The organism is Microbacterium sp. MPKO10 (assembly GCF_026107415.2).
Classification (GTDB): domain Bacteria; phylum Actinomycetota; class Actinomycetes; order Actinomycetales; family Microbacteriaceae; genus Paramicrobacterium.
Genome location: NZ_JAPCHX010000006.1, coordinates 533,320 through 544,717, shown reverse-complemented (window position 1 = coordinate 544,717; position 11,398 = coordinate 533,320). Strand labels below are relative to the sequence as shown.

11 protein-coding genes and 1 rRNA gene are annotated in these 11,398 nt (G+C 66.0%); 11 read left to right on the top strand and 1 reads right to left on the bottom strand.

Features of this window, described 5'->3' with window-relative positions; genetic code table 11:
• Positions 1 to 91: ribosomal RNA gene (rrf, locus tag OK352_RS16145) — 5S ribosomal RNA — on the top strand; the annotation flags it as partial.
• Positions 92 to 543: 452 nt separating this feature from the next.
• On the opposite strand, the gene OK352_RS16140 is transcribed toward rrf, so the two are convergent.
• On the bottom strand, positions 544 to 1,512 hold the full coding sequence (locus OK352_RS16140) for an NAD(P)H-dependent flavin oxidoreductase (RefSeq protein ID WP_265142523.1): 969 nt from the start codon (positions 1,510 to 1,512) through the stop codon (positions 544 to 546).
• Positions 1,513 to 1,691: 179 nt separating this feature from the next.
• Here OK352_RS16140 and OK352_RS16135 point away from each other — a divergent pair, with 179 nt between their 5' ends.
• The 10 genes from OK352_RS16135 to xerD are packed head-to-tail and all read left to right on the top strand — an operon-like array spanning position 1,692 to position 11,361.
• Positions 1,692 to 2,531 (top strand): hypothetical protein, encoded by an 840-nt coding sequence (locus OK352_RS16135; RefSeq protein WP_265142522.1) that lies wholly within the window; start codon positions 1,692 to 1,694, stop codon positions 2,529 to 2,531.
• Positions 2,450 to 3,469 (top strand): dihydrolipoyllysine-residue succinyltransferase component of 2-oxoglutarate dehydrogenase complex, encoded by a 1,020-nt coding sequence (locus OK352_RS16130; protein ID WP_265142521.1) that lies wholly within the window; start codon positions 2,450 to 2,452, stop codon positions 3,467 to 3,469. The genes OK352_RS16135 and OK352_RS16130 overlap by 82 nt, the downstream gene beginning before the upstream one ends.
• Positions 3,438 to 4,472, top strand: a complete 1,035-nt coding sequence (locus OK352_RS16125; RefSeq protein WP_265142520.1) for an HAD-IIA family hydrolase — start codon at positions 3,438 to 3,440, stop codon at positions 4,470 to 4,472. The genes OK352_RS16130 and OK352_RS16125 overlap by 32 nt, the downstream gene beginning before the upstream one ends.
• A 45-nt stretch (positions 4,473 to 4,517) precedes the next feature.
• Entirely contained in the window at positions 4,518 to 4,685 is a 168-nt protein-coding gene (locus OK352_RS16120) for a hypothetical protein (RefSeq protein ID WP_265142519.1), read from the top strand.
• The gene (locus OK352_RS16115; protein WP_265142518.1) at positions 4,682 to 5,488 is read left to right on the top strand and encodes a TlyA family RNA methyltransferase; all 807 of its coding nucleotides are present in this window, start codon (positions 4,682 to 4,684) and stop codon (positions 5,486 to 5,488) included. Before OK352_RS16120 ends, OK352_RS16115 begins: the two co-directional genes overlap by 4 nt.
• On the top strand, positions 5,485 to 6,390 hold the full coding sequence (locus OK352_RS16110; protein ID WP_265142517.1) for an NAD kinase: 906 nt from the start codon (positions 5,485 to 5,487) through the stop codon (positions 6,388 to 6,390). The genes OK352_RS16115 and OK352_RS16110 overlap by 4 nt, the downstream gene beginning before the upstream one ends.
• On the top strand, positions 6,387 to 8,108 hold the full coding sequence (gene recN, locus OK352_RS16105) for a DNA repair protein RecN (protein ID WP_265142516.1): 1,722 nt from the start codon (positions 6,387 to 6,389) through the stop codon (positions 8,106 to 8,108). The genes OK352_RS16110 and recN overlap by 4 nt, the downstream gene beginning before the upstream one ends.
• A gap of 6 nt (positions 8,109 to 8,114) precedes the next feature.
• Complete coding sequence (locus tag OK352_RS16100; protein WP_265142515.1) at positions 8,115 to 9,812, top strand: CTP synthase; 1,698 nt, start codon at positions 8,115 to 8,117, stop codon at positions 9,810 to 9,812.
• A complete protein-coding gene (locus OK352_RS16095; protein WP_265142514.1) occupies positions 9,809 to 10,450 on the top strand; it encodes an NUDIX domain-containing protein in 642 nt (213 codons plus the stop codon). Before OK352_RS16100 ends, OK352_RS16095 begins: the two co-directional genes overlap by 4 nt.
• Positions 10,447 to 11,361, top strand: a complete 915-nt coding sequence (xerD, locus tag OK352_RS16090; RefSeq protein ID WP_265142513.1) for a site-specific tyrosine recombinase XerD — start codon at positions 10,447 to 10,449, stop codon at positions 11,359 to 11,361. Before OK352_RS16095 ends, xerD begins: the two co-directional genes overlap by 4 nt.
• The last annotated feature ends 37 nt before the right edge of the window (positions 11,362 to 11,398 follow it).

Here is an 11,398-nt window from a genome sequence, read left to right as displayed (position 1 = left end):
GCCCGGTCACATTCCGAACCCGGAAGCTAAGGCTCTCAGCGCCGATGGTACTGCAGGGGGGACCCTGTGGGAGAGTAGGACACCGCCGGACTTAACTTACACAACGTGAAGGCCACCCCCGCCCGGGGTGGCCTTCACTGCGTTAACCCACCCACACACCCACCTGCACCGGTACAGACAGCCACCGGTACAGTCACCACCGGTACAGACAGCCACCGGTACCGCCACACCGGTACAGGCACATCACTAGTACCGGCATAATCACGTGGGCTGCGATCAGAGCCCTTCAACTCGTGGAAGGCACCGCGGCCGCGACCCACACCCACAACACGCGTAACCTCGGGCTGCTCACCATGACCCGCTCCGCCGGTGGGCCATGCATCCAATGCATATCAGTAGCGCAGAGCTCAGGACCCTCGGAGGATCTGGGAGCTCTCATGCCGCCCCTCACCGGGCGGCATTTTCTCGTTAACCACTCCCAGGGAAAGCTGGGCTGAAGGCCGGGAACCACTGCATATTCCGCGAGTGGTATATGCGTGCGTACTAGCGCGAAGCAGCGTCGCTGAGGTGCGCACGAAAGCCGGCGAGCTCCTCGATGATGTCGCGGGCGGGCTCAATGCGCGTCATCAGCGCGGAGCCCTCACCCGCGTAGATCGGGGCAGTGTCGAATCGAGCCTCCCGCCGCGCTGCGATCATGTCGGCGACAAACGCGTCGTCAGCCTGGGCACGGGTCTCGAGGCGGTCGAGACACTCATGCCAGGCGTCTGTGAAGTCATTGACGAGAGCTCGCCCGCCGTAGTGCGGGGGCCAGGACGCTCGCTGCGCGATGTCGAAGGTACGGGTGTACACGGTGTCACCCGGTTGCGCAGCAACGAGACGCTGCTTGGCAGCATCCGGAAATTCAGACTCTTCGGCCACGGTGAATCGCGTTCCAATCCAGGCACCTGCCGCTCCCGCCGCCATAACTGCGGCTAGTCCGCGGGCCGTCGTGATTCCTCCGGCGGCAAACAGTGGAATGTTCGTACGCTCGAGGGCGAGCTGCAGAAAGGGGAGCGTGGCGATCTCGTTCCGGCCATGTCCACCGGCTTCCCCGCCGCGAACAATGATGCCGTCGGGCGCTGCGTCGATTGCCTGCTCCAGCTCTGCGGCGTTTCCCACTTGCATGAGGAGTGCAGACTCGGTCTCACGGACGGCAGCGATGGCGGTATCTGAACGGCCGAACCCGAGAGAGACGACAGACGGCTGATGCGCGAGCACGCGCGTGAGCGGGCTGAGGTCGGTCTCGAGCGCAAACGAGAGAAACCCTGCTCCCCAGACCGCGCCCTCGTTGTGCAGGCGAGCACCCGCTGAATCCAGCGCCTCGGCATCGGGAGTTGAGGGGACACCGAGCATCCCGATACCACCTGCGGCGCTCACCGCTGACGCCAGGTCGACGCCAGCAGCACCGGCCATCGAGGCGTTGAACACGGGAACCCGACGCATTGCAAGGAGCGTGGAGAGAGCGTTCATCATGATGCCAGTTTATTGGCGTAGAATTCCCACTGACTCAGACTTGATCCGCGAGGATCCCATCAACTCAATATGCGCATCCGACCCAGGAGGACCATTCATGACGCACGCCGGCGACGAATCCGAGAGCTCGCCTGAGCCCCGGCGCGCTTCTGGAGAAGGTTCCGCACCGCGACAAAATCGTGACGAGCGCGGTTCTGGGGATGCGCGCGGAGGCGCTCCGCGATCAGATCGAGGGCGGCCTGCCGGCTCTCATCGCGGCGGCGACGAACGCCGCTCGGGAGATCGCCGCGACGGTCACTCAGACCGTCGCCCACCGCGAGGCGCCGGTGACCGCCGTGACGGAAGTCGACCTCGTTCTGCTGACGGCGACCGGCGACCGGATCGTCGCGGGCCCGACCGGCGGCCGCCGCGTGACGGAGATCGTGGACGCCCTGGTGGCGGTGATCGCCGTTCTCCCCGAGACGGCGCGCGTGGATTCAACGGCCGTGACGGTGCGCGGCGCCCGCAACGCGATGGTGAGCGTCGGTACGATCGGGGCGAGGGCGGCCAGCGGCCTCCCCGCGATGGTGGCCGTCGCCACGATCGTCGCGACGCTGAGCGTGCTTCTGGGCAGGGCAGGGACCGTCGCCCGTCGCGTGACGGCGAACGAGGATATGAGCGTCGTGATGGTGACCGGCGTCCGCCCCGTGATGGCGATCGGCGTCCTCCGCGCGAGGGCGAACGCCGCTTCGACAAGCGCGACGGTGATCGGAGGCCCGGTGGTCGCGGGGAGCGCCCCGGCGGCCGTGCAGGCGGGCGCGACGGTGCGCGCGACGGTCGCGGGCGAGGAGACAAGCTGTGGACGCGCGATGGGCGCCCGGCGCGTGGCGACCGTGATGCGTTCGAGCGTGAGGAAGAGCTCACAGAGGAGCAGATCAGGCAGCGCGAACTGCGTTCCGTGCGCCCGCACCACGATGACCCTGAGATTCCCGAGGAGATCACTGACGCCGACCTCAACAAGTCGGCGCGCAACGAACTGAAGACGCTGTCGAAAGAGAACGCAGAAGGCGTCGCGCGTCACCTCGCGATGGTGGCGCTTCTGATCGATGATGACCCCGAGCTGGCGCATCGCCATGCCGTCAGTGCGTCACGTCGGGCAGGGCGCATCGCGGTTGTGCGCGAAACACTCGCGATCACCGCCTATCGCACGGGCGATTTCGCTCTGGCCCTGCGTGAGCTCCGCACATTCCGGCGCATCAGCGGGTCTGACGAGCAACTGCCGCTCATGGTCGACAGCGAACGCGGCGTCGGCCGCCCCGAGCGCGCCCTCGAGCTGGGTCGCTCTGTCGACCGGTCGACCTTGAGCGTCGGGACTCAGGTGACGCTCGCCATCGCGATGTCGGGCGCACGTCTCGATCTTGGCCAGCCCGAGCTTGCGCTGAGTGAGCTGCAAATCGCTCAGCTGGACCCCGCCGTGGCCTTCAGTTGGAGCCCGAGCCTGTTTGACGCCTACGCTGAGGTCCTCGAAGAACTTGGTCGCACCGACGAAGCTCTGACATGGCGTTCACGGGCCGAGGTCGCAGCGCGCGCACTCGATGAGGCAGACCGTGTCGAGGAGGGCGAGACCATCATCGTCGTCGAAGAGGACGTCGAGATTCCCGTCGACATCAGCGAGTCCACCGAGGACGATCCCGGCGCGACGATTGAGAATGCGGGTCCGCGCGAGGCTATGTCCGAGACTGCTGACACGGACGCAGAACTGACTGTCGCGGAACCGGCCGCCGATGACCCAGCAGAAGCGCCAGACACAGCAGCAGAGGCAGACGACACGGTGCCAGAAGCCGACGCCGAGGAACCGGAGAGAACGGCTCCTGCCATCGCCGTGTCTGAGGACCAGACGTCAGCAGCTGCGGCACCTGACGAGACATCAGCTGATGCGAAGGAGGATGCCGACGGTGCTGGGCCGACGCAAGAGTAAGACCGTGATGCCGCTTGACGGTGTAGATGCGGTTCTCGCCGACCTGGATGGCGTCGTGTACGCCGGCCACGATGCGATACCGCACGCTATCGAGAGTCTGACACGGGTGGCCGAGAGCATCTGCGTCGGCTACATCACGAACAACGCCTCCCGCACCGACGCCGCGGTCGCCGAGCAGCTGCGCGGGTTCGGACTCACAGCGACGGCGCGAGACGTCATCACGAGTCCGCAGGCCGCCGTCCGTCTGCTGCGCACGCGCGTGGCCGACGGCGCGCTTGTGCTCGTTGTGGGAGGCGAAGGCCTCATCGACGAACTGACCAAGGCCGGCTACCGCGTGACACGACAGGCCGACGACGGACCGGATGCTGTCGTCCAGGGTTTTGCGCCGGACGTGGATTGGGCGCAGCTCGCCGAGGCGGCATACGCGCTGCAGGACGGCCGTGAGGCCAACGATCTGCCGTGGATCGCCACCAATACTGACTGGACGATCCCTCGTGAACGCGGCATTGCGCCGGGAAACGGCACGCTGGTGTCGGCTGTGCACACCGCTGTCGGGCGACTCGCAGAGGTCGCAGGCAAGCCGGAAGTCCCCATCTTCGAGGAAGCGAAGCTGCGGTTTGACGCGCAGCATCCGCTGTTCATCGGCGACCGGCTCGATACGGACATCCTCGGGGCGAACCGTGCGGGAATCGACTCGCTGCTTGTGCTGACCGGAGTCGATCAGGCCAAGCACGTCCTTGCTGCTCCCGAAGGCGGTCGGCCCGACTACGTCGTCTCTGACCTTCGCGGCCTCTTCGAACCGTATCCGGTGACCGAATACTCGCGTGACGGCACCGAAGCGCGCGTCGGCGACTCCGTGGTTCGGATCGCTCGCGGGACTGACATCGAGATCGCCCGCGAGGGTTCGTCTGCGTTAGACCGCCTGCGTGCCGCGAGTGCCGTGATTTGGGGGAGCGGACGACAGATCTTCGGATTCAACGTGCCCGAGCGGCTCTACGCGTGAGCGAGCCTGCACGGCGCGTCGCCGATGAGCTTGTAGCCTAAGGGTGTGACGAACGACGAAGAGCAGGGCACACTCGACCCGGACGCACTCGTGTCGCGATTGTCGCTGATCGAGGAGCGCCCACTTTCTGAGCGCGCCGACGCCTACGCTCGTCTGCACGACGAGCTGAGCACCGTTCTCGAGGGGAGCGACCACGAGGGCACCGGACGGTGACGGCGCGACGGCTGGATGCCGCACTTGTTGAGCGCGGCCTCGCGCGTTCCCGTGCCGTCGCGGTGACGCTCATCACCGCAGGTGGCGTCGAGGTTGACGGCCGCTCCGTCGTGAAGCCGTCGACCCCCGTGACGGGCGAGACGCAGATCTCCGTATCCGGTGCCGACCACTACGTGAGCCGCGCCGCTCACAAGCTTATTTCTGCGCTGGAGAGCTTCGACTGCCCAGTTGACGGACGACTGGCTCTCGATATCGGAGCATCGACCGGCGGATTCACCCAAGTGCTTCTCGAGCGCGGCGCCCGCGAGGTCATCGCTCTCGATGTGGGCCACGACCAGCTGGCCCCGACGCTGCGCGGCGACCCTCGCGTGCGCGTCGTCGAAGGCTTCAACGTTCGCGAGCTCAGCGCCGACACGCTGGCACAGGCTGCGGGCACCGCCGATAAGCCTGACCTCGTCGTCGGGGACCTCTCGTTCATCTCGCTCGCTTACGTTCTCGCCCCTCTGGCGCAGACGCTCCCTGTCGATGCCGACGTGATCCTGCTCATCAAACCGCAGTTCGAAGTCGGCCGATCGGGAGTGCGCGAGGGGATCGTTCGTGACGCCGGCCGTCGCATCGATGCCGTGCAGTCTGTGCTCTGGGCCGGCTGGGACGCAGGCCTCGGCGTGTGCGGGCTCGAACGCTCGCCGGTCATCGGCACGCACGGCAATGCCGAGTACCTTGTCCACATGCACGCACAGCGCGGCTCTAATCCGACAGAATGGATGCTGCGAGCCGAACAACTTGCGGGAGGTGCCGAATGACAACGCTGCGGTCCATCCTGGTCGTGTCGCATACCGGGCGCAGCGACTCTATCGAGGCCGCCGCCAGTGTGATCGGAAAACTGCGTGATTCCGGCATCCGCCCCGTTCTCGTCGCCGATGAGCGTGAGCAGCTCGATCGGGCCGGTGCCGATCTGTCTGGTGTTGCGTCGTTTGAAGAGCTGCGCGTTGACGAGCTTGAACTCGTGATGGTCCTCGGCGGTGACGGCACGATTCTGCGGGCAGCCGAGCTCGTGCACGACCATGCCGTTCCGCTTCTCGGCGTCAACCTTGGGCACGTCGGCTTCCTCGCCGAGCTTGAGCGCGACGACCTCGCAAACGCGGTGCAGCGTGTTGTCGAGCGGGATTACGCTGTTGAAGAGCGCATGACGCTCGCCGTCTCCGTCACAATCGGCGGCAGCGTTGTCTACGAGACCTGGGCGCTCAATGAGGCAACCGTCGAAAAGGCGAGCCGTGAACGGATGCTGGAGCTCGTCGTCCAGGTCGATCAGCGCCCGCTCGTGTCATTCGGTGCCGATGGCGCCGTCATTTCAACACCGACCGGGTCCACCGCCTACAACTTCTCGGCGGGCGGCCCGATCATCTGGCCGACCGTCGAGGCGATCACCCTCGTGCCGTTGAGCGCGCATGCACTGTTCGCCAAGCCGATCGTGATCGCGCCGGACTCCACTCTCGCGATCGACGTGCTTGGGCGCAGCGACGGCATTGGCGTGCTGTGGTGTGACGGCAGGCGAACATTTGAGCTCGAACCGGGCTCACGTGTGAACGTCGAGCGCTCGGCGAAGCCCGTGAAGCTTGCGCGTCTGCACGACAGCCCCTTCACCGACCGCCTCGTGCGTAAGTTCCACCTTCCCGTCAGCGGGTGGAGGGGGCCTGCCGCATGATCGAGGAAATCGAGATCGCCGACCTGGGCGTGATCGAGCGGGCGAGCTTGCCGCTAGGCACCGGCTTCACAGCGATCACCGGCGAGACGGGAGCGGGAAAGACGATGGTCGTGACCGCACTCGGGCTGCTGCTCGGCGGGCGTGCCGATGCGGCGACCGTCCGATCGGGCGCCGCGAACGCGCGGATCGATGGCCGCTGGGTTGTGCCCGAGGACGGGGCTGTCGCCGAGCGGGTCGCCGAGGCCGGCGGCGACATCGACCCGTTCGGCGACGCCGGAGAAGCGGAACTGACGCTGGGACGCACCGTCACCGCTGAGGGGCGCAGTCGGGCGCAGGTCGGCGGGCGCAGCGCTCCCGTCGGCGTGCTCTCTGACTTGAGCGGCAGCCTCGTCGCCGTCCACGGCCAATCCGAGCAAATCAGGCTTCGGTCACGCTCAGCGCAGAGGGACGCACTCGACCGCGCGGCCGGAGACGAGCTCGCCGCCGTTCGCTCCCGATACCGCGACATCTTTGACCGGTGGCAGAAGAACTCCGCAGATCTTGAGACGCTCCTGCAGGACAGGGACGCGCGGCAGGCCGAAGCCGACGATCTGCGTGCGGCCATGGACGAAATCGAGCAGGCTGCTCCACAGCCCGGCGAAGACGACCAGCTCGCGGCCACCGCCGAGCGCCTGACGAACCTCGAGGAGCTGCGTCTGGCTGCGGCCGGAGCACGCGAGGCCGTCTCGACAGAACTGGCTGAGGGCGATGACGTCCTCGCGCTGATCGAGAACGCACGTCGCTCACTCGAACGCGTCACGAGCATCGACGACGCACTGCAGCCCATCGCCGATCAGCTGCAGAACCTCAGCTATCTTGCCTCCGAGGCTGCGGGGGATCTCTCCAGCTACCTTGCTTCGCTCGATGCCGACGACAGCCACGAGCTCGAGGCGATCAACGAACGCCGCGCCCTTCTGGCGACGCTCGTGCGCAAACACGGTCCGACGCTCGACGATGTCATCGAAACGCTGGAGCGGGGGAGCGCACGGCTTCTCGAGCTCGACACCGACTCCGAGCGCATCGAGACGCTGACCGAGCAGGTCGACGCCGATGCGCGTGAGCTCGCTGATGCAGCATCCGCCCTCACTGATGAGCGGACGCGCACAGCATCCCGGCTCTCGGCCGCCATCAGCGACGAGCTCACCGAGCTGGCGATGCCGGATGCCGCCGTCCTGATCGAGGTGTCGGACGCAGGGGAGTACACGCGTTCCGGTCGCGACGACGTCGCCTTCCTCATGCGCCCCCACGCCGGTAGCGAACCGAGGCCGCTCGCGAAGGGCGCATCCGGCGGTGAGCTGTCGCGCGTGATGCTCGCGATCGAGGTTGTGATCGCCGCATCCGACCCTGTGCCGACCTACGTGTTCGACGAAGTGGATGCCGGAGTGGGCGGGGCAGCCGCAATCGAGATCGGGCGACGACTCGCCCGACTGGCACAGCATTCGCAGGTCATTGTCGTCACCCACCTCGCGCAGGTCGCCGCATTCGCCACCAACCATCTCTCGGTTGTGAAAGAGAGCGACGGATTCGTGACGGCGTCAAGCGTCACGCGGCTGGACGGCGATGCGCGGACGGCTGAGATGACCCGTCTGCTGTCCGGCTTGGCCGACAGCGACTCCGGCCGCGCCCATGCCGAAGAGCTGCTTGAGCTCGCTCGGCCCGAAACGCAGATGATAGGATAGAAGCCCGTGGCGAACATTTCTGAAACGGGCATCTCACGCGACACGACCAAACACATTTTTGTGACTGGTGGTGTCGTTTCTTCTTTGGGCAAGGGCCTGACGGCGGCAAGCCTCGGCAACCTGCTCACGGCACGCGGTCTGCGCGTCGTGATGCAGAAGCTTGACCCCTATCTCAACGTCGATCCGGGAACGATGAATCCGTTCCAGCACGGGGAGGTGTTCGTCACCGACGACGGGGCCGAGACCGACCTCGACATCGGGCACTACGAGCGCTTCCTCGACATTAACCTCAGCCAGGCGGCGAACGTGACGACGGGGCAGATCTACTCGACCGTCATCCAGAAAGAGCGACGCGGAGAATACCTCGGCGACACGGTTCAGGTGATTCCGCACATCACTGACGAGATCAAGCGTCGCATGCGCCTTCAGGCGACGGAGACTCCGAAGCCTGACGTGATCATCACCGAAGTGGGCGGCACGATCGGCGACATCGAGTCGCAGCCCTTCATTGAGGCGGCCCGACAGGTGCGTCACGAGCTTGGGCGAGACAGCGTGTTCTTCGTGCACGTTTCGCTCGTGCCCTTCATGGGGGCCTCAGGCGAGCAGAAGACGAAGCCGACGCAGCACTCCGTCGCCACATTGCGCTCCATCGGAATCCAGCCGGACGCTCTGGTTCTGCGCAGCGACCGGCCCGTGACCGAGAGCAACAAGCGCAAGATCGCGCTCATGTGCGACGTTGACGAGCGGGCGGTCGTCAACACTGTCGACGTTCCCTCGATCTATGACATCCCGTCGACGCTGCATGATCAGGGCCTCGACTCGTACATCATGAACGAACTCGGCCTCTCGGCGGGCGATGTGGACTGGACGCGCTGGAACACGGTGCTGCAGGCCGTGCACGAGCCGAAGGACGAGGTGACGATCGGGATTGTCGGAAAATACATCGACCTTCCTGATGCGTACCTGTCGGTAACCGAGGCTCTCAAGGCGGGCGGGTTTGCCCACAAGACCCACGTCAACCTCACGTGGATCCCCTCTGACGACTGCGAGACGCCGGAGGGCGCTGCACAGGCACTCGCCGGCATCGACGGCATCTGCGTGCCCGGCGGATTCGGAATTCGCGGCATCGAGGGGAAGCTCGGTGCCCTCACCTACGCGCGCACCAACGGCGTTCCCACGCTCGGGCTCTGCTTGGGCCTGCAGTGCATGGTGATCGAGTACGCACGCAGCGAAGCCGGGCTCGACGGAGCAAGCTCGACCGAATTCGACGCTGACACACAGCATCCGGTGATCGCGACGATGGCTGAGCAAGTGGAGATCATCGCGGAAGGCGACATGGGCGGCACGATGCGCCTCGGGCTGTACCCGGCGAAACTTTCAGACGGCTCCATCGTGCGTGAGCTCTACGGCGCGCCCGAGGCGTCAGAGCGACACCGCCATCGGTATGAAGTGAACAACGCGTACCGCGACCGCATTGCCGAGGCTGGTCTCGTGTTCTCGGGAACCTCCCCAGATGGCGGGCTCGTCGAGTACGTCGAACTCCCGCGTGAGGTCCACCCGTTCTACGTCGCCACGCAGGCGCATCCCGAACTGCGGTCGCGCCCAACCGATGCGCACCCGCTGTTCGCCGGTCTCGTCGCAGCATCGCTCGAGAGGCACAACGCGAGCCTGCTGTTCGACGATGAGGTCGAGGAGAACGCGTGACGGGTGAGCCGCGACCGCTGCAGGATGAAGCGACGTCGGCCGACCTCGTGTCGAGCGACGTCGCGTTCAACGGTCATGTGTGGGACATCAGGCGCGATACATTCCGTTTGAACGATGACTCCCTCACGCGCGAGTACATGGATCACACGGGCGCCGTGGCGATCCTCGCGCTCGACGACCAGGACCGTGTGCTGCTGATCAACCAGTACCGTCACCCCGTGCGCGCTCGACTGTGGGAGATCCCCGCGGGTCTGCTCGACATCGACAACGAGCATCCGCTCGACGCTGCAAAGCGCGAGCTTGCCGAAGAGGCCGATGTGGAAGCTGCGGACTGGGGAGTTCTCGCCGAGTTTTATACGTCGCCCGGTTCCAGCGATGAGGCGATACGCATCTACCTTGCGCGCGGAGTCTCCGCTCTGCCGGAACGATTCGATCGCGAGGCGGAGGAGGCTGACATCGAGAAGCGCTGGGTGAGCCTCGACGAGGTCACGGATGCTGTCCGCGCACGAGCCGTGCAGAACCCGTCGCTCGTCACCGGCGTCCTCTCGGCGTTCGTCGAGAGGCAGCGCGATTGGAGCGGTCTGGGGCCGGCGGACGCCGACTGGCCACGACTTCGTCAGCGGGGCAGCGCGGAATGAGCCTCGAGCGTTCGATCGACACCTTCCTGAGGCATGTCGCGATCGAACGAGGGCTCTCCGAGAACACGGTTGCCGCGTACAGCCGGGATCTCACCCGCTATCGCGAGTGGCTCGAGGGCATCAGTGTCGAGGAGTTCCCCCGGGTGACGAGTGCCCATATCGTCGCCTTTCTGCGCAGCCTCACCCAGAACGCTGAGAAGCCTTTGTCGCCGACATCGGTCGCGCGCGTGCTCTCGTCCGTGCGGAGCCTGCACCGTTTCCTTCTCGAAGAACGTGTCGTCGAGATCGATGTCGCAAAAGACGTCAAGCCTCCGCGGCAGCCGGACCGGCTTCCGAAGGCGATCACGATTGCTCAGGTTGAGGCGCTGCTCGAGACAGCATCCGGTGATTCGCCCCAGGCGATCCGCGATCGTGCGCTCCTAGAACTGCTTTATGCGACCGGCGCCCGGGTGTCCGAAGTGTGCGCGCTCAACGTTGACGACGTCGTCGACACCGATATCGTGCGGCTCACGGGCAAGGGCAACAAGCAGCGCATCGTGCCGATCGGCAGCTACGCGCGAGCCGCGCTCGACACGTACCTCGTCCGCGTGCGTCCGGCGCTCTCCGCCCGCGGAGCAGCAACGCCGGCGCTGTTCCTCGGCCTGCGCGGGCAGCGCGTCTCGCGACAGAACGCGTGGCTCATCATCAAGGCCGCGGCCGACAGAGCCGGGCTCTCCGAGCACGTATCACCGCACACGCTGCGTCACTCGTTTGCGACGCACCTGCTGCAGGGCGGTGCGGACGTCCGCGTAGTGCAGGAGCTGCTGGGGCATGCCTCGGTGGCGACCACGCAGATCTACACGCTCGTGACCGCAGACACACTCCGCGACATGTACACGCAGGCGCATCCCCGCGCCCGCGCAGATTCGTAGCATCCGCACGCCTGCGCGGCGAATCAGCGGGACGCCG